Source organism: Longinema margulisiae (genome assembly GCF_025266855.1).
In the GTDB taxonomy this organism is placed as follows: Bacteria; Spirochaetota; Brevinematia; order Brevinematales; family Thermospiraceae; genus Thermospira.
The window spans coordinates 216349-235451 of record NZ_CP053071.1 but is presented as its reverse complement, the minus strand read 5'-3'; the positions used below and the strand labels follow the sequence as shown (position 1 = coordinate 235451).

Here is a 19103-nt window from a genome sequence, read left to right as displayed (position 1 = left end):
TAATAAGTCTTTTTTTATTGAAAAAAAATAACTTCTTTCCTATAATAAAAAGAGTATCTCAAAAGGAGCAAAGCGTGATAACCATTGCCTTGCCCAAGGGTCGTTTGGGAGAGGATGCAGAAAAGATTCTCCTTGAGACAGGTATTACGAAGATTCCTGTCGAACGGGACTCGAGGCGGCTTATTTTTGACGTGGGAGAAGGGGTGAGAGTTCTCCTTGTTCGTGCCTGGGATGTGCCTACCTATGTTGAAATGGGGACCGCTGATGTGGGTATTTGTGGCAAAGATGATCTCATGGAGCAGGGAACCGATGTGCTTGAACTGGTGGATTTAGGATTTGGTGGGTGTACCATGGCCGTCGCTACGGTGAATACTGTTGCTCGTGAAGAACTCTTTGAGAGAGGTTTTCTTCGGGTGGCAACCAAATATCCGAATATAGCCAGGCGTTTTTTTGATGGGCTTTCTCTTCAGACGGAGATTTTGAAGCTCTATGGTTCCGTGGAGTTGGCGGCTGTGACAGGGCTTTCTGATTGTATTGTGGACATTGTCTCCACAGGGGCAACGCTTCGAGAGAATGGGCTTCATGTCGTGGAACGTATCTTTGATTCGACTGCTCGCTGGATTGTCAATAGACGAAGTTTTTATATGCGATATGAGATTCTGTCTCACTGGACGGAAAAGATAAAAAAAATAGTGAAGGAGAAGTTGCCATGATTTCCAATCGTTCTAAACGTCTTGATTCATCCGGTATTCGCAAGGTTTTTGAACTGGCGGCAAAGATTGAGAATCCGGTGAATTTCAGTATCGGGCAACCGGATTTTGATGTTCCAGAAGAGGCGAAAGAGGCGGCTATTGAGGCTATCCGTAAGGGATTTAACCGATATACCCTCACCCAGGGAATTGACGAACTGCGTCATGCAGTTCTGGAAGAAGTGAAAAGAAGTCGTGGGAAGCAGTATGAGATATCAGAGGTGATGATTACCTCCGGGGTTTCTGGAGGGTTGATGCTTGCGCTTTTGTCTCTTCTTGATCCGGGGGATGAGGTTATCGTTTTTGATCCCTATTTTGTGATGTATAAACATCTTGTCCATCTTCTTGATGGAAAAGCGGTGATACTTTCCACCTATCCGGATTTTCGGTTGCCTGTTGGGGAAGTGGAAAAAGCGATAACCTCTCGTACAAAAGCCATCATTCTCAATTCTCCGGCCAATCCAACGGGATATGTGTATCCGGAAGAGGATATCAGGGCTATTGTAGAGGTAGCCAAGAGGCATGATATTCTTCTCATTTCAGATGAGATCTATGATGGTTTTGTTTATGATGGGAAGCTTTCCAGCCCTGTGGGTTTGTATGACAAGGTTCTTTTGTTGGGAGGTTTTTCCAAAACCTACGCGATGACTGGTTGGAGATTGGGATATGCGGTAGGACCGGCTGATCTCATAGCCACCATGATAAAGCTTCAGCAATACTCTTTTGTCTGTGCACCGGCGCCCTTTCAGTATGCGGCCGTAAAGGCGCTTGAACTGGATATGACGCCTTATTTTGAGGCCTATCGGCGGAAAAGAGATATTATCTATGAGGGGCTCAAGGGCTCTTTTGATATTGTGAAACCAGGTGGGGCCTTCTACATGTTCCCCGGGCTCAAGGTTGGCAGGGCTTCTGAATTTGTCGAAATGGCTATTGCCAGAAAGGTGCTTATTATTCCAGGCAATGTGTTCTCGGAACGTGATACCCATTTTCGTATTTCTTTTGCAACGAAAGATGAGGTTCTGGAGAGGGGAGTGGAAATTCTTCGTGGTCTGAGTGAGGAATACTATGCGAAAGTTCGTTAGATGGGGAATTCTTCTTGCGGGGGTGATGGTTTTTCTTCTCACCGGTTGTGGACGAAGGCCAGCGGTGATGGGGAAGGAAGTCTTTCTTGTGGCTCAGATAGGAAATGGACAGGGTCAGGTGGGTTCTAACTATGATCTTCTCACCAATGAGGGGATTGTTGATGATGTGGAAATCAAGGACTATTTAGATGTCCCTACGGGTATTCAGATCCTTGGGAAAAAAGTCTATATAGCCGATAAGTATCGCCGGATGATTCTGGTGTATGCCCCTGGACAGTTTGGAAGGCCTATTCCACAGATGGAGATTTCCAATGTGGGAGAGGGGTATGCCTTTGATACGGTTTTTCAGGTGGTGGTCAATAAGTATGGGGATATCTATGCCCTTGTTTCTCTTCCTGAGACGAACAGGACATGGAAAGAGGCAGAAAGCACCAATGATATGCATCAGTATGCCATTTATAAGTTTGGGTACAATGGACGATTTCTCTTTGCGATCGGGATAGGAGGGATCAATACACCCCCTATGCCGGCACCAGATTTTATAGACCTTGATCTCTTTGGCAATCTCTATGTGTATTTTCGTGAAGAGAGAAATGGTGAACTTTTCTGGAAGGTTCGTCGCTATTCATCGTCTGGGGAACTCAATTTTGAGTTTGATTCTCAGTATCTTGCCAAAAAACATGAGATTGATGGGGAGACCTATCAAAGTGAACTCTATGGGATTGCAAACCTGAAAAATGACGAGAGGCTTCTCTTTTTCACAGGAAATTATCTTTTCAAGAGTCATCCTGAAAGGGGCAATCAACTGGTCGGGTATCGTAATATTCTTGAGATGTATAGTATTCTCAAGAATGCGGTGAGTCGCCAGCTTCTCGATGAAAAAAACCGACTTGAGGATGTGCTTGGGGTGACGTGGGATGATACCATTGTTTTGTATGGGTACGATGAGAAGTACAAGGTGGTTCGTTTTCATTTTTACGATATGTTCAAGGATCAGCATACCTATCAGTATGCCCCTATCCTGAGCGATTACTATGCCAATTTTGGGTTTTATGTCGCCCCGGATGGGGAGTTGTATTCTATCCTTGTGAAAAATAACAAGCAGTATATTCTTTTGCACTGGAAGAAACGTAGTCGAACACGTCTTTTTGAATAGGGTTTATGAAGATACTATTTGGTATTACAGGCGGTATTGCGGCGTACAAGATTCCGCAGGTGATTCGCAGGCTTGTCCAGAGGGGTCATGAGGTTGAGGTGGTGATGACTCCTGCGGCGGCGAAGCTTGTCTCTCCTTTTCTCTTGCAGACGCTCTCTAAAAGACCGGTATGGGTTGAGGACTTTGATAGTCGTCGGCCTTTGGCCCATATTGAATTAGCCGATTGGTGTGACGTGATGGTGGTGGCTCCGGCTACAGCCAATACCATAGCCAAATTGGCCTGGGGGATGGCAGATAACCTTTTGACGTCCACCTTTCTTGCCTGTGAGAAACGCAAGGTTATTTTTCCGGCCATGAATGTCAAGATGTACGAAAACCCCCTAACGAAACAGAATATCCAGAGACTACGAGAGGTGGGTTGTGAGGTCTATGAACCGGAGGTAGGGGAGTTGGCCTGTGGTTATACAGGTCGGGGGCGTCTTGCCGATGAGGAGGTGATTCTCGGGGTGGTGGACAAGGATCCCCGAAAACCACTCGAAGGCCTTCGTGTGGTGGTGAGTACGGGGGCTACCGTGGAACCTTTAGATCCGGTGCGCTATATTTCAAACTTTTCTTCTGGAAAGATGGGGATAGCCTTTGCCAAGCGACTTTTCTCTTTAGGAGCAGAGATTTTGTTGGTGGCCGGGAGAACTGAGGTTCCCTTGCCGTTGTATATTCCTTCCAGACGGGTGCAAACGACGGCGGATATGCTCAGGGTCATTGATGAGGTCATGAAAGATTATGATGTTCTTGTGATGGCCGCGGCTCCTGCTGATTTTCGGGCAAAAGAAATGGCAGGGGAGAAAATCAAAAGAGAAGGACAACTTTCTCTTGATCTTGTTTCCAATCCAGATATTGTCGCTACTATCCATGAGCATTACCCTGAGAAGAGACTCATTGGTTTTGCCCTTGAAATGAAGGGACATGAGGGTAACGCAAAGGAAAAAATGAAAAGGAAAGGCTTAGAGGCTATTATTCTCAATACCGTCTCTTCGGAGTTTCATCCTATGGGTTCTGATGAGAATGAGGTGGTGGTGTATAAGGCTTCCGGGGAAGAGATCTCTATCCCCCGTTTGCCGAAGGAAAGGGTGGTTGAAAAGGTGGTAGATTTTCTCTTTTTTGGAGAAAAGGCATGAGGGTGATGGGGATTGACCCTGGACTTGAGCGGTTGGGTTACGGGGTAATAGAGACAGTGGGTTCTGAGCAGCGTGTTTGTGGCTATGGTCTTGTCAGGACAGAGAAAGGTCAGCCTACCCCTGAGAGACTCAAGGTGCTTTATGAGGACGTAGGGGTTTTGGTGGACAGGTATATGCCGGATGTACTGGTGATGGAAGAACTTATTTTTTCTAAAAATGTGACGACGGCTATGGTGGTGAGCGCGGTGAGGGGGGTGATGATGCTTTTAGCCGCTCAGAAGGGACTTTGGCTTTTGGAGGTGTCTCCTTCTCGTGTGAAACGAGTGGTGTGCGGCCATGGTCGGGCGAACAAGTCCCAGATGCAACGGGCGGTGGGGTATATTCTCGGGCTTTCGGAGATCCCAAAACCGGATGATGTGGCAGATGCGCTAGCCTTAGCCATAGTAGGGGTGCTTTATCGAAAATTGGATGTAAAATTGGATGTATAAGGAGGCACACGATGTGTGGCATTGTCGGATATATTGGGACAAAGGATGCGAAAGAGGTTCTTCTCGATGGACTCGCCAGGCTGGAATATCGCGGATATGATTCAGCTGGTGTGGCGTTGATGGAGAAGGACGGAACTCTCTCTATCGAAAAACAGGTAGGAAAAATAGCTAACCTTCGCAATGCCGTTTTTCGTCGTTTTCATAATCAGTGTTTTACCATCGGGATTGGGCATACTCGCTGGGCGACGCATGGTGGGGTGACCAAGGAAAACGCCCATCCCCATCTCAGTGCTTCAGGAAGAATTGCCCTTGTGCATAATGGGATTATCGAAAATTATATGACCTTGAAACAGTATCTTCTCAAAAAGGGATATACCTTTGTTTCAGAAACGGATACAGAGGTTTTGGTGCATCTCATTGAGGACTTTTACAAGAAGGAGGGCAATCGGAATCTTCAGTCAGCCGTCATGGAGGCTCTCAAGGTAGTCGAAGGGACCTATGGGATTGCTGTGGTGTGTTCTGATGAACCCTACAAGATTGTCGCCGCCAGAAATGGAAGTCCTCTGGTTATCGGGATAGGAGAAGGGGAGATGTTTGTGGCTTCTGATGTGAATGCCCTTCTTCCCTACACCAGGAATGTAATCTATTTAGAAGACAAGGAGCTTGTGGTACTCAAGAGCGAGAACTACAAGGCCTATGACTTAGATTATCAACGGATTGACAAGGAAATTGTACGGGTAGAGTGGGATCTCAGTGCTATTGAACTGGGTGGTTTTGAGACCTATATGGAGAAGGAGATCTTTGAACAACCGGAAGCGATATCCAATGCCCTTCGTGGTCGTGTTCATGTCGAAGAAGGTATGGTAAAGTTTGGTGGTCTCAATATGACAGATGATGAACTCCGGGAGGTTCATCGTATTGTGATCACCGCGTGTGGGACAAGTTGGCATGCAGCTCTTATCGGAAAGTATTTGATTGAGCGTTTTGGGGAAATTCCGGTTGAGGTGGATTATGCTTCTGAGTTTCGTTATCGTAATCCTATTCTGAAGAAAAACGATCTTGTTCTGGTGATCAGTCAGTCGGGGGAAACAGCGGATACCCTTGAGGCTCTCAGAGAAGCCAAACGTAAAGGGGTGAAAGTCTTGGGAATGACGAATGTCGTAGGAAGCACGATTGCCCGGGAAAGTGATGGAGGGATTTATCTTCATGCTGGACCAGAGATTGGGGTGGCTTCGACCAAGGCCTTTACCAATCAGGTGGCAAGTCTCATTCTTTTTGCTATTTACCTCGGGCGTCTCAAGAATATGAGTCTCTACGAGGGACAACGTCTTTTGAAAGAACTCTCCACTATTCCTGAGAAGATCAAGGCTATTCTTGAACAGAAGTCTCTTATTATGGATATGGCCAAAAAGTATAGTGAATCAAAAAACTTTTTGTATTTAGGGCGGGGGTTTAATTATCCTGTTGCCCTTGAAGGGGCTCTGAAACTCAAGGAGATTTCGTATATTCATGCGGAAGGATATCCTGCGGCAGAAATGAAGCATGGGCCTATTGCTTTGATTGATGAGTTTATGCCGGTAGTCTTTATTGCCCCGAAGGATGCTCTCTATGAAAAGGTGGTGAGCAATATCCATGAGGTAAAAGCCCGACATGGGAAGGTGATAGCTATCTTATCCGAAAAGGACGAGCATGTACTGAAGTATGTGGACGATGTCTTGTATATTCCGCAGACTTTTGAGGAGTTTTCTCCCCTCTTGACAGTGGTGCCTTTGCAGATGTTAGCGTATGAGATAGCCCGCTTGAGAGGGCTTGATGTGGACAAGCCACGGAATCTTGCCAAATCCGTCACGGTAGAGTAGGATGAGACTCTGGACCACCTTTTGCCTTTCGTGTGGTCGGGTGCTTGGTGAAGACGATGGGAAACTGGTGTGTCGAGAAGAGCTTGAAAGGATAGAAGGGATAGAGACCTCGCCTTTTCGTTGTAGGCATTGTGATCAGAGGCTTCCCTTTGCCACAAAAGAGGGTCTCTGTTATGATTGCTTCTCGCGCTTTGCCTCAGGTGAGGTGTTTCTTGAAAGAAGTTATGCCCTTTTTGCCTATGAGGGGCTCGTGAAACGTCTCTATCAGGCTTTCAAGTTTGAGGAGAGAAAAGGAGCTTTAGAAGACCTTGTGTCTCTAGCCGAAAGGAAGAAAACAGAGTGGTTTTCCCGGTTGCCAGAGGTGGATGTGGTAACCGTAGTCCCATCTCACTGGATAACCGTATGGAAAAGGGGTTTTTCTCCCGTGGAGGTGTTCTGGAGAAGATTTTTTTCTCATCTGCAAGGGGATATTCTTCAAAGCAAGTGGAGGAGAAAAAAACAAAAGACCCTTTCACGGGAAGAGAGAATGAGAGAGATACGGGGACAGTTTTGGGTTTCTAAGCCCCAAGAGATTGAGAACATGAGGGTTCTGGTACTGGACGATGTCTTTACGACGGGTAGTACCATGGAAGAGGTGGCGAGGGTTTTGAGAGAGGCCGGGGCTTTTGAGGTGTATGGGTGTGTTTTGGGCAGAGATCCTTTTTACCCTGGATGAGAGACAAAAGCTTTTTGAGAGAAAGAGTAAGGCAAACTTGATAAAATGCCGATATATACAAAAAAGGTGTACCTTGAGGGATAGGTGAGAAGAAGCCATGGGTAGATTTGACAGTATCGAGAAGTTTTTGGGCAAGGAAGAGAGTTTTTCTCCACAGCAGATAGAAGCTGGTCTAGAGACAATGGATGATATTCCCACACGTCTTTCTGATGTGCATCCTGATGCCATGGCTAACGTTGAGCGGCTCCTTCAGGCAGAGGGAGGGGCTTCTTTTGTACAGCCACCTACAGGCGAAGAAGTGGGGACGGCTGGAGGAGCTTCCTTAGGAATGGGGGCTTCGGTTTCTCTTTCTGAAGAACTTTTGAAAGAACTGGCGGCTCTTGATGGGCCTCCGCCATCTCTTGATGAACTTGAGACGAGGTTTAGTTCTCTTCGAGACATTGTGAGTACCATGGAGGAGGAAGCCCCAGAAGAAAGCATCTCCCCATTTGGCGAGGAAATGGTTGAAGAGGAAAAACAAGTAGTTACCCCTGAAGAGATAAAACTCTCTGTTCCCGAAGGGGAAATTGATAGTGGACTTGCTGATCTTTTGGGCCAAATGAAAGTAGAACCTGAAGTTTCTCCTTCTGCCGCAGGTGGGTTGGAGGATTTGTTCTCTTCATTAGGTATCTCAGAGCCGGAGAAAGCGGCTGCAGAACCATCTATGCCCTTTGCCCCTGAGATGGGAGGGGAAACTGGGCCTTCACTGGAAGAGGCTTTTGCCCCGGAGACATCTTTTAGCCTGGAAACACCTACCGAAGAAGCGGAGATGCCTTCGTTAGAAGGCTTTGGGGAGATGGAAACCCCGGAGATGGAAACAGGGAAAGTGGAACCGTATGCTTTTCCTTCCTTCGACGAGACGCCAGTGGAACTGTCTACCCCAGAGATAGGACTTGAGGGATTTGGAGAACCAGAGACTCCTCCTCTTGAAATGGGGTGGGAGAGTGAAAAAGCGGCACCCTCCTTTGAAGGTGGTGAAGAGTGGGGTGAGATAGAGGTTCCAGAAGTGGAACCTTCTGCTGGTGGTGGCTTCTCTGCTTTTGGGGAAGAGCCTTCTTCTCAAGTTGAAACCTGGAAAGCCCCCTCCTTTGATTTTGAGGCGGAGGAACCGGCGGTTTCAGGAGGCGCCGAGAAGAGGGGGATGGCAGAGGCTACCTCTCAAGAGCTTCTCCTTGATCCGGAAAAAGCCATCAAAATCAGAGAGAGAATCAATCGTATTCGAAAACCAGAGGTGAGGCAACGTATCCGTGAAGCGATTGTCAAAGCTAGCCTTGCCGAGGATTTACTCAAAGAACTTATTCTCAAGCTTCTTCTCAATGAGGATGATGCTTCCCTCGAGGCCTTTGATAGAAGGTATCTTCAAAATGTTCGTGTAGAACCGAGAACCCCACCTTCTTTTGCTAAACCTACCCGCCAGGTGATTTATACCGAAGAGGCTATCAAGGCAGAACAACTCAATAAGCAACTTGGGAAAGTTGGTGGGCTCAGTCTTATTCTTCTTTTGGTTTCTGTGGCCCTTTCGGCCCTGATGTGGGTCGGGGTTATTCAACCATGGCTTGCTGGTCGAGAGTATGAGAAGGGTCTTGCCGCCATTGACAAGAAAGACTATGTTTATGCCGAGAAAAAATTTCAACGAGGAAAGGAAATCGGAGGCTTTAGTGTCAAGTGGCACAATATCTTTGCCAAAAAATATACAGAAGTGGGGCAATGGGACTTGGCAAGAGAAAAATACGAGGCGGTACTTCAGAGAAAACCATTGGAAAGAACTACGATTATGAACTATGCTGAATTTAACAAGCAACTCTATCCCCCTCGTTATGAGGAAGCGGTAGCCCTTTATACCCGTCTCTACAAACGAACTCCACGGGATTTTGCTATTGTGGACGCTTTAGGACAAACCTATGTCGAATGGGCAGAGCGCACGACAGATACCGTTGATCGTTTTGAGAGATTCAAAAAGGCAAATGACCTCTATGAAACCTATCTCATGAAAAAAAGCAAGGATGTGGCAGCCCACTTTCGTCTTCTTGACATAGCCGTGAGGGTGACCAATGAAACTCTCATCGATGGTCGATACAAAATTATTGAAAAACTCAACAAACGAGCCATCAATTTTCCAATCCTCACCCGGTTAGCGAGCTATTATATTGACAAGAGGCGTCTTTCTGATGCAAGAAAGGTCCTTGAGAAACTTATTCCTCTCATCAAGATCAAGATCCGTGAGAGTGATGGGGCTTATGTGCTTGATGAATCCATGGCAAAGTTTTCGAACCAGAAGCCTGTGTACGATGAGACCCTCTACCAGTATGGACGACTCCAGACGATCAATATGGACTTTGTGCGTGCTCTGTGGGCGCTTTCCAATGCGGTGGGGCTTAATCCGTCAAATGCCAAAGCCTATAACCTCATGGGAGAGATCTACTACACCACGGATGAGAGTCCCCAGGCCAAGCGGATGGCGATTGCTCTGTTTGAGGCGGCACAGCGGATAGCCCCTGCGTATTACAAGCCGTATGTCAATTTAGGCCATCTCTATTTTTACAATGACTTGGCGTTCAAGGATGAGGAAGCGGCTCTGTTTCGTGCGCTTGGGTATTATCAGGTGGCCTATCAGCTCTATCAGATGGGACAGGTCGATAAATTGTCGCCTGATCCAAAGCTTTTTTATAATCTTTCGTGGCTCTATTACAAATATGGAAACTATGAGGAGGCTCTCAAGGTTCTTTCAGAGATTTATACCACAGATCCCCTGAATCCCTATTATTCGTACGCTATCGGGAATGTCTATCAGAAGATGGGGATAGGGGACTTGGCCGAAGTGAATTACCTCAAGGCGATTGATTATTTCAAGGATATTGCCCGACGGATCAAGTATATCAATCCAGATTCCATCAGGCACAGGGAGGTATTTACGCAGCTTGCCCGCGCCTACAATAACTTAGGCGTGGTGTATTTTACCGCAGCCAAACAAAATCCAAAAATGGCTCAGGAATATGAAGCCAAAGCCCTTCTCTATTTTTATGAGGCCAAGAATATGGCAAATAAGGTAGGGCTTCTCTATCCCGAAGCCGAATACAATATCAAAGTTGTCCTCAATAAGGGCATTCGAGGGAGAATGGCCCGTCTTGATGAGACCCTTGTGAAACGTACCTCACTTCAACGGATATTAGAAGAATTGAAAAATGGCATGATCGATACCCTGTGAGAAGAAAGAAGAGAAAAATTTTGTATTTTGATAGGAAAAAAATTGACTTTTTTTTCTGTTATCTCTAAGATAAAAGAGAACAAGAAAAAACGTCTACTTGTCCTACCTTCAATGGGAACAAAAAGCCATCATGATAGAATCCCGGACAGGGAGAGGGAGAAAATCAGTTTTCAATAGGGGAAAGATACCACCATTTCTACTTGCTTCTCAGAACACAACATGTGTCAACGGTGGAGAAAAGACTTTTGTTTCTGAGGAGTAAAGAAGAGTTTTCAAGAGAATCTTCAAAGAAGATATATCTTTTCGGAGAATAAGAGACAAAACAGAAGGAGCGAGTATGCCAAGAAAAAAGATTGTGTTGAAGGTGAATGCTGAAGAGAATGTTTCCCAATCACCGGCGGAGGCTTCCCAGGAGACACCCCCTGAATCTCAGGCGGCTTCTCTTGAGAATGGCGGTCAGGAGGGTATGCAGGGTCTTCCTGAGACTCAGAAGCCAAGCTATAAACATCTTCTCTTTGCCAAGTATGTTCCTTCAAATAATCTTGAGGATGTGCTGAAACAAATTTTTACGGAAGATAGGTCTATTATTTTTCTCAATAAACTCAAACAGCTTTCTATTACAGAACTGGTGAAAGTTGCGGAGTATATGGAGATTGAAAACTACGAAGACATGCATACGCAGGAACTGATCTACCAGATTCTCCGTAAGCATGCGGATAAAAACGGCATTATTTATGGGGGAGGAACCCTTCAGATTATTGAGAAAGAGCGGGACAATACCTTTGGTTTTCTCCGTTCTCCCCGGTATTCTTATTATGCCAGTTCTGATGATATCTATGTTTCGGGGCATCAGCTTCATAACTTTCGTCTAAGGAATGGTGATACCATCGAGGGGCATATTCGTCCCCCCAAGAAGCCAGAAGAAGAGAAGTTTTTTGCCCTCATGCGGATTGAAAAGGTCAATGATCTTTCCCCTGAGGAAGCAAAGCGGCGGCCTCTTTTTGATAACCTTACGCCTTTGTTTCCCAACGAGCGTTTGAGACTTGAGACCACCCCAAATGAGATAGCGATGCGAATCATGGATCTTTTCACCCCTATTGGAAAGGGGCAGAGAGGGCTCATCGTTTCTCCACCAAAGGCGGGGAAGACTTCACTGCTTCAGAAAATAGCCAATAGTATTACCCAGAATCATCCTGAGGTGACGCTTATTATTTTCTTAGTGGATGAGCGTCCTGAGGAAGTGACAGAGATGCAGCGTTCAGTCAAGGCGGAGGTGATTAGTTCCACCTTTGATGAACCACCACAGAAGCATATTCAGGTGGCCAATATGGTCTTGGAAAAGGCGAAAAGACTTGTGGAATCAGGCCATGATGTGGTGATTCTTCTTGATTCTATCACCCGTCTTGCCCGTGCTTATAACCAGGTGGAGCCAGCCAGCGGAAAAATCCTCTCCGGTGGTATTGATGCCAATACCCTTTATAAGCCCAAAAAGTTTTTTGGAGCGGCGAGAAATATCGAAGAAGGGGGAAGCCTCACCATTTTAGCGACGGCGCTCATTGATACAGGGAGCAAGATGGATGAGGTGATTTATGAGGAGTTCAAGGGAACGGGTAATATGGAAATCCATCTTGATAGAAACCTTGCCAATATGCGTATCTTCCCGGCGATTGATCTCAAGCTCTCCGGTACCCGTCGAGAAGAGCTGCTTCTTGATCCTGTCACCCTTGAAAGGGTTCATATGCTTCGTCGGGCCTTTGCTGGTATGTCCAATGAGGATGTGATCGAGAAATTGTCAGCCGCCCTTCGAAAGGCTACCACCAATGAAGAGTTTATCCAGAATCTTCAGGTGTATGCCAATCTGAATGGGAAAAGTTAATCTTTTTCTGGAAAAGAGGACCGAAGGATGGAGCCAAGACACCGCTCTGTGGTCGTTGTCGGAGGAGGAATAGCGGGGATAGAAGCCGCACGAAAACTTGCGGAGCTCCATCAATCTCCCCTTCTGGTTGTGCCCTCTGAGGAGGCATTGGGTGGAAAGGCTTTGAGGCAGGGGGTGTTGGCGCTTCGGTTTCTGATGGAGGAGAATCGTCTTCTCAGGGAGAAAAATCCTTTAGAGCGTTATCGTGAATTGAGACAGAGGCTTGTTAACTTCTGGAACTTCTGGAGACAGTCGATCAAGGAAGAGCTTCTTCGGCTTGGAGTGGAAATCGTGTACGGGAGAGCGGTCTTTACTTCTCCCTTTCTTTTTTCTGTTGATGGGGTGTCCTATGAGACAGAGAGGGTGATAGTAGCGACGGGGAGTCAATGGGAGGTACCGGATACCGCTGGTGATTCCTTTGAGATGTGGACAGAATGGGAAAATCTTCCTTCTTCTCTTCTTGTTTTTGGGGAGGGGAGGGAGGCCTGTGAGGTGGCGTATCTTTTTGCTTCGTTAGGGAGTGAAGTGAGTTTAGTAACATCAACGGGGGTGATTCTCCAGGGAAAGGGGGAACGCTTTCGTCAGGTGGGGGAGCATCTTCTGAGAAGGGCAGGGGTCAAGATTATCGAAGGGTGTACCCTCTCAAAAATAGAGAGGGACGGAAGCCTCTGGAAAGCCTCTCTTCAGGACAGTTGGGGAAACGAAATCACCCTCTCTGGAGAAAAGGTGTGTTTTCTCTCAAGGAGAAGAAGTACACTTCCTTTTTCTCTCGAAAAAGATGTGACTACGGGGAAGGTTCAGGTAAATGAGAGGTATGAGGCAAAGGTAAAAGGAGTCTTTGCCATTGGGGATATAATTCACCCCGGGTGTGAGGCTCAGGTCGCCAAACGAGAGGGGATTTTGGTGGCAGAGAATGTCTTTTTGGATATGGTTCCTCCTCTGGTCTCTTCTGTGCAACTCCACAAGGACAGGATTGACTATCGTCTTGTGCCGGAGGTGCTCTTTCTTGATTATCCTTTGGCGAGGGTCGGAATGACGGTGGAGGAAGCGAAGATGAGGTTTCAACCGTATGAGATCCAGCTTGTGGAAAGAGAGTGGCCTTTTTTAGAGGGGCAGGAGAAACAAAGAAAGGTTATTGTGTCGGTTTTGCTTCACAAGGTGAAACAACATATCCTTGGGGCTGTGGTATACGGGCCATGTGCCGAATCTTTGGTGAATCTTTTTTCTTTGGCCATGGCTCAGGGAGTGCGGTTTCATGAGATAGGAGAGGTGATGTATATAGCCGGAACCATGGAAGATTTTGTAGGAAGATTTGCCCTTGAGATTTAGGTGAAAAAGGAGGGAGAATATGAGTAAACAGGTAGATAGGCTCATGGATTTTTTGCAAAAGAGTCGGTCTCTTGTGGTGATTACCGGGGCGGGGATATCGACCAAGGCAGGGATTCCCGATTTTCGGTCCTCTTCGGGGATTTACCGACAGGGAGGGGTCAATGAAACCCTTTTTCATATCGACTATTTTCGAGATCACCCGGATGAGTTTTATAAAACCTTTGGTCCTCTCTATGAGCAAATCACTTCAGCCCAACCAACCTATGCTCATCGCTTTTTGAAACGGTTGGAGGAATTGGGCCGACTCAAAATGATCATCACCCAGAATATAGATGGTCTTCATCACAAGGCTGGTTCGGCCAATGTGATTGAGATTCATGGGCATCTTCGGCAATGGGATTGTCTTTCGTGCAGGGCTTCGTATGGGACGGAAGGATGGATTGATGAGAAGGTCAAAAAGGGGGAAACACCTCTTTGTCAGGGATGTGGTGGGATTTTGAAGCCCCATGTAGTTTTCTTTGGGGAGTATGTCATGGGGCTGGAAAAAGCCATGCAATTTGTTCAGACGGCAGATCTCTTAATGGTGCTTGGAAGTTCTCTTGTGGTGTATCCCGTGGCCGGGCTTCCGGGCTATAGGGATGAGAATGCCCATTTTGTTATTCTGAATAAAGAAGCCACTCCCCTTGACGATGAAGCGGATGTGGTTATCCATGAGGATATTGATGAGACCCTGCAAAAACTTGGTTTTTTGTGATGGGGTAAAGAAACAAGCAAGTGCAAAAAGTGCTCAGGAAAGGGTAAAGCATCCCCCTATTTGGTCTTTGTATGAAGAGATTTCTTGTGTGAGTAGGTAAAAAGGCTGCTTTTTCGTGAATGGCGAAAAAAGACAAAAATTGCATTTTTTTGGCCTTGCCGTTATACTTAACAGATGAATCTTTTATCCACACAAGGAGAACCTGTCTATGAAAAAGTCTCGTTCGATTGGTATTTGTCTTGGGGCTTCTACCATCAGTGTGGTAGAGCTCGATGTCTCTCATGACCCAAAGGTTGTTCGTTTTGAAAGGCTTGCTCACGAAGGAGATCCTAAATCTAAACTCAAAGAGATTCTCACCCGTTTTCCCCTTGATAACGCCTATGTGGCTCTGACGGGGCGTAAATTCCGGCGTATCACAACGCTTCCATCCATCACGGAACCTGAGGCCACTGAAATAGCGTATAGGTATCTTGTGAAAAAGCATGGAAACAGGCACTATGATGCCATTGTTTCAGCGGGTGGGGAAACCTTTATGGTCTATGGTCTTGACCAGAAGGGGCGTATTTCCAGCATTAGCTCTGGAAACAAATGTGCTTCCGGAACAGGAGAGTTTTTTCTTCAGCAGATTCGTCGTATGAATCTCTCTGTCGAAGAGGCCATTCGCTATGCTCGTGAGTCAAAACACCCCCATAATCTCTCCAGCCGTTGTTCAGTGTTTGCGAAGTCCGACTGTACGCATGCGCTCAATATAGGGGTTCCTATTCCTGATGTGGCGGCGGGGCTTTCCCGTATGATGGCCAAGAAGATTGAGGAACTTTTAGTGAAAATTAACGCCAAAAGGGCTATTATTGTAGGGGGAACGGCGCAGAATGCAGTGATGATTGAGGTGCTTCGGGAGGGATATGAGGAGATTTATGTTCCTGAAGAAGCCCCGTATTTTGAGGCTTATGGGGCTGCGCTGTGGGCATGGGAAAACCAGGCTACCTTTCAGGAGGGGACAGACCACATTTTCAAGGAACATCATTCCTCGTTTACCTTTTTGAGTCCCCTTTCTGATTATCAGGACATGGTGGAATTCAAAACCATGGAACGTGGGGTAGCCGAGGAGGGGGATGAGTGTATTTTGGGGCTTGATGTGGGTTCCACTACCACCAAAGCGGTGCTTCTCCGAACAAAAGATGATAAAATTTTAGCCTCTGTTTATCTCAGAACTAATGGAAACCCTATTGAAGCCTCCAGAAATTGTTATCGAGGGCTTTCTCAGCAACTAGGTGGGAAAAGAGTGAAGATTATTGGGCTTGGGGTTACCGGAAGCGGGCGTCATATTGCAGGCCTTCATGCAGAGACCGATGGCATTATCAACGAGATTATTGCGCATGCTCGAGCAGCAGCTCATTTTGACCCTGAGGTGGATACCATCTTTGAGATTGGGGGTCAGGATGCCAAATATACCTATCTTGTCAATGGTGTGGCTTCTGACTACGCGATGAATGAGGCCTGTTCGGCAGGAACGGGAAGTTTTCTTGAAGAATCGGCGTATGAATCCATGGGGGTAAGAACCGAGGAGATTGCGGATATTGCTCTCAAATCAAAACGTCCGCCTAACTTTTCCGATCAGTGTGCTGCTTTTATTTCTTCTGATATCAAGATAGCCACTCAAGAGGGTATTGCGAAAGAAGATATTATTGCTGGTCTGGTGTATTCTATTTGTATGAATTATGTGAACCGTGTAAAAGGGGCCCGTCAGGTTGGGAACAAAATCTTTATGCAGGGAGGGGTGTGTTATAACCGGGCGGTACCCCTTGCGATGGCAAGCCTTACTGGGAAGAAGATTATTGTTCCCCCTGAACCAGGACTTATGGGGGCGTATGGGGTAGCCCTCGAGATCAAAGAAATGCTCTCTATGGGCTTTTTGAAGCCTTCTTCGTATGACCTTAATGATCTTGCTTCTCGTGAGATAGAGTATGGGAAAAGTTTTATCTGTCAGGGGAAACCGGAGAATTGTGACCGCAAATGTGAGATTGCTATGATCAAGGTGAAGGGCAAGATGTTTCCCTTTGGTGGAGCATGTAATAAATACTATAACCAGATTCATCATATTCAGGTGGATACGAAGTCCTATGATTATGTATTGAAACGTCGTGAGCTTCTTTTCAAAACCTTTTGTGAACCCAAAAACCTTCCGGAGAATGCGCCTGTTGTTGGTATCAATAAATCCTTTCATACGCATACCCTGTATCCCTTCTATTATAACTTTTTCACTGAACTTGGATGCAAGGTGATATTGCCAGAGGAGGTGAGGCAGAGTGGTATTGATAAAGGAATGACAAGTTTTTGTCTTTCGGGTCAGATTGCTCTCGGGATGTTTGAGGATTTGCTTGAGAAAAAGCCTGACTATATCTTTTCTCCCCAGATTATGGAAATGCATGTGACAGAACAACCAGAATATCGCAAGGAATACCAGACGGTCTGTATGTTTGTGCAGGGAGAACCTTATTATCAGCAGGCGACATTTTTGAAGGATCATCCCAATCCTCCAAAGATGCTTACTCCTGTGTTGAATTTCATGCGTGGGTTTCATACAGAAGAGGAACAGTTTGTGAAACTGGCTCAGGAGATGGGATTTTCGGCGGCTGATGGCAAACGTGCTCATCGTGTAGCCTACGAAAAGCAGAAAGCCTTTTTCCAGGCGATGAAAGAAGAAGGAAGAAAAGTGCTCAAGGAACTGGAGAAGGATCCCAGTAAAATAGCCATTGTTCTTTTTGGCCATCCCTATAATGCCTTTGCTGAAGAGGCGAACAAAGGTATTCCTTTCAAATTTGCTTCTCGTGGTATTTATATTCTGCCGTATGATTTTCTTGAGTATGAGAAAGAAGAAAACTATCGCAATACCTACTGGGAAATGGGCCAGCGAATCATCCGTGCCGCAAGGATTGTGAAAAATCATCCACAACTTTTTGGGGTGTATTTTACCAATTTTCTTTGCGCTATTGATTCGATGATGGTGACTCATTTTCGTGATCTGATGGGAACCAAACCGTCCCTGACCCTTGAGGTGGATACGCATACCGCTGATGCCGGCGTAAATACCCGTGTGGAGGCCTTTCTTGATGTGGTAAGAAACTATATGAAACTCCGGGACAAAATCATTGATGCTGAGCCTGTTTTCCGTCGTGCCGAAACCCGCATCAATGAATGGGGACATGTGGAGTATGTGGATTCTGCGGGAGAGGTGCTTCCTTATAGGCATCCTTCTATCAAGGCGGTGGTTCCTTCTATGGGAGAGAGTTTTGCTGCTGGAGCGGCGGCCGCCCTGCGGCGGGTGGGATGGAATGCTGAACCGCTTCCTGTGTGTGATAGAGAAGCCCTGAACTTGGGTCGGTCGGTGACCACAAGCAAGGAATGTCTCCCCATCATCAACATCCTTGGAGAGGTGCTTAAATATATTAAGTATCGAGAAAATCCTGAAGAGAGGCTAGTGGTCTTTATTGTAGAGGCTGGAGGATGCTGTCGGGTGGGACAATACAAGACCCTTCTTGAGAGAATGATTGACAAGCTTCAGCTTCGCAACGTGGCGGTTCTTGGTCTCAGTAATGATAACGGGTATGCCGGGCTTGGTATTCCATTCCGTTTGCATATTGCAAGAGCAGTCTATCTCATGGATGTGATGGATGATATCAAGGCGGCCATCAAGGCGATGGCTGTTGACAAAACATCAGCCCTCAAGATCTATCAGGAAGAGTTTGAGAAGCTGATAGCGGTGATTGATGGCTCAAGGAAGCGTTCTTTCTATGGGCAACTCAAAGAGAGTGCAAAAAGGCTCTCAGAGATAAAGCTGGTTCGTCCTATTACCGAGGCGAAATATATTGGGGTGGTGGGGGAGATTTTTGTTCGCCGGGATCACTTCTCCCTGATGGGGATTCCTGAGAAGCTTGCTGAACATGGGTTTGTGATGCTTGATGCGCCGGTCACCGAATGGGTGAGATATACGGATTTTCTCCGGGACATCAACATGTTTGAACTCAAGACCAATCTTGTAGGACGGATAGAAGCGGCCATTAGTGATTATGTGCAGGATTATCATGAACGGCGGATCAAAAAGATTTTAGCGAAAACAGGGCTCTATGAGTATGAACTCATCAATATCCGGGAGTATATGAAGCGTTCGCAGCATTTCTTCCGCTGGGAACTCACAGGAGAACCTGGACTTTCTTCGGGAGCCGCCCTGGCCAAACTGGTGGATAAGTATTGTGGGGTTATCAACGTGGGGCCGTTTGGATGTATGAATTCCCGTATGACGGAGGCTGTGGCTACGAGAGAGATGTCGGTAGAGGGTAAACGAGAAGCTGAATGGCGAGCAGGCAATAAAGAGGATTATGAAGACCTGGCTGAATATATGGACAAGCTTCCTTTTCTCAGTATTGAGCTTGATGGAAATCCCTTTTCGCAGATTATTGAGGCCCGATTTGAAACCTTCCTTTTGCAGGCGGAACGTCTCTACCAGTGGATGCAGGAACGCAAAAAAAGAAAACAAGAACAAGGGAAAAAGAAGTCATAAGGAGACTTCTAAAAGGGTGCCATGGGCGATGGGAGAGTGGGCTAAAAGAGAATAAGAGAGGGTGGTGTGGATTTTTGCC

General features: G+C 46.4%; 12 protein-coding genes. All 12 read left to right on the top strand.

Annotated elements, in window-relative coordinates; genetic code table 11:
- The first annotated feature begins 74 nt into the window (after positions 1–74).
- On the top strand, positions 75–713 hold the full coding sequence (hisG, locus tag BREVNS_RS01055; RefSeq protein ID WP_483427225.1) for an ATP phosphoribosyltransferase: 639 nt from the start codon (positions 75–77) through the stop codon (positions 711–713).
- Entirely contained in the window at positions 710–1831 is a 1122-nt protein-coding gene (locus BREVNS_RS01050; protein WP_483427224.1) for a pyridoxal phosphate-dependent aminotransferase, read from the top strand. Before hisG ends, BREVNS_RS01050 begins: the two co-directional genes overlap by 4 nt.
- Positions 1815–2987 carry an NHL repeat-containing protein gene (locus tag BREVNS_RS01045; RefSeq protein ID WP_483427223.1) on the top strand — a complete coding sequence of 391 codons (1173 nt, stop codon included), beginning with the start codon at positions 1815–1817 and terminating at the stop codon, positions 2985–2987. The genes BREVNS_RS01050 and BREVNS_RS01045 overlap by 17 nt, the downstream gene beginning before the upstream one ends.
- Before the next feature lie 5 nt (positions 2988–2992).
- Positions 2993–4162 carry a bifunctional phosphopantothenoylcysteine decarboxylase/phosphopantothenate--cysteine ligase CoaBC gene (coaBC, locus tag BREVNS_RS01040; RefSeq protein ID WP_483427222.1) on the top strand — a complete coding sequence of 390 codons (1170 nt, stop codon included), beginning with the start codon at positions 2993–2995 and terminating at the stop codon, positions 4160–4162.
- Positions 4159–4650 (top strand): crossover junction endodeoxyribonuclease RuvC, encoded by a 492-nt coding sequence (gene ruvC / locus BREVNS_RS01035; RefSeq protein WP_483427221.1) that lies wholly within the window; start codon positions 4159–4161, stop codon positions 4648–4650. The genes coaBC and ruvC overlap by 4 nt, the downstream gene beginning before the upstream one ends.
- An 11-nt stretch (positions 4651–4661) precedes the next feature.
- A complete protein-coding gene (gene glmS / locus BREVNS_RS01030; RefSeq protein WP_483427220.1) occupies positions 4662–6509 on the top strand; it encodes a glutamine--fructose-6-phosphate transaminase (isomerizing) in 1848 nt (615 codons plus the stop codon).
- A gap of 1 nt (position 6510) precedes the next feature.
- The gene (locus BREVNS_RS01025; RefSeq protein ID WP_483427219.1) at positions 6511–7224 is read left to right on the top strand and encodes a ComF family protein; all 714 of its coding nucleotides are present in this window, start codon (positions 6511–6513) and stop codon (positions 7222–7224) included.
- Between the two features lie 97 nt (positions 7225–7321).
- Positions 7322–10468, top strand: a complete 3147-nt coding sequence (gene flcA, locus BREVNS_RS01020; protein WP_483427218.1) for a periplasmic flagellar collar protein FlcA — start codon at positions 7322–7324, stop codon at positions 10466–10468.
- A gap of 337 nt (positions 10469–10805) precedes the next feature.
- Positions 10806–12344, top strand: coding sequence for a transcription termination factor Rho (rho, locus tag BREVNS_RS01015; protein ID WP_483427217.1), 1539 nt, complete (start codon positions 10806–10808; stop codon positions 12342–12344).
- Positions 12345–12371: 27 nt separating this feature from the next.
- Positions 12372–13712 carry an FAD-dependent oxidoreductase gene (locus BREVNS_RS01010; RefSeq protein ID WP_483427216.1) on the top strand — a complete coding sequence of 447 codons (1341 nt, stop codon included), beginning with the start codon at positions 12372–12374 and terminating at the stop codon, positions 13710–13712.
- Positions 13713–13731: 19 nt separating this feature from the next.
- Positions 13732–14466, top strand: coding sequence for an SIR2 family NAD-dependent protein deacylase (locus BREVNS_RS01005; RefSeq protein ID WP_483427215.1), 735 nt, complete (start codon positions 13732–13734; stop codon positions 14464–14466).
- A gap of 208 nt (positions 14467–14674) precedes the next feature.
- A complete protein-coding gene (locus BREVNS_RS01000; RefSeq protein WP_483427214.1) occupies positions 14675–19024 on the top strand; it encodes an acyl-CoA dehydratase activase in 4350 nt (1449 codons plus the stop codon).
- Positions 19025–19103: the final 79 nt, after the last annotated feature.

Bases quoted from the DNA above. Each gene is read 5' to 3' on its own strand.
- BREVNS_RS01050 (WP_483427224.1), top strand. From the start codon at position 710: ATGATTTCCAATCGTTCTAAACGTCTTGATTCATCCGGTATTCGCAAG.
- BREVNS_RS01045 (WP_483427223.1), top strand. From the start codon at position 1,815: ATGCGAAAGTTCGTTAGATGGGGAATTCTTCTTGCGGGGGTGATGGTT.
- coaBC (WP_483427222.1), top strand. From the start codon at position 2,993: ATGAAGATACTATTTGGTATTACAGGCGGTATTGCGGCGTACAAGATT.
- ruvC (WP_483427221.1), top strand. From the start codon at position 4,159: ATGAGGGTGATGGGGATTGACCCTGGACTTGAGCGGTTGGGTTACGGG.
- glmS (WP_483427220.1), top strand. From the start codon at position 4,662: ATGTGTGGCATTGTCGGATATATTGGGACAAAGGATGCGAAAGAGGTT.
- BREVNS_RS01025 (WP_483427219.1), top strand. From the start codon at position 6,511: ATGAGACTCTGGACCACCTTTTGCCTTTCGTGTGGTCGGGTGCTTGGT.
- flcA (WP_483427218.1), top strand. From the start codon at position 7,322: ATGGGTAGATTTGACAGTATCGAGAAGTTTTTGGGCAAGGAAGAGAGT.
- rho (WP_483427217.1), top strand. From the start codon at position 10,806: ATGCCAAGAAAAAAGATTGTGTTGAAGGTGAATGCTGAAGAGAATGTT.
- BREVNS_RS01010 (WP_483427216.1), top strand. From the start codon at position 12,372: ATGGAGCCAAGACACCGCTCTGTGGTCGTTGTCGGAGGAGGAATAGCG.
- BREVNS_RS01005 (WP_483427215.1), top strand. From the start codon at position 13,732: ATGAGTAAACAGGTAGATAGGCTCATGGATTTTTTGCAAAAGAGTCGG.
- BREVNS_RS01000 (WP_483427214.1), top strand. From the start codon at position 14,675: ATGAAAAAGTCTCGTTCGATTGGTATTTGTCTTGGGGCTTCTACCATC.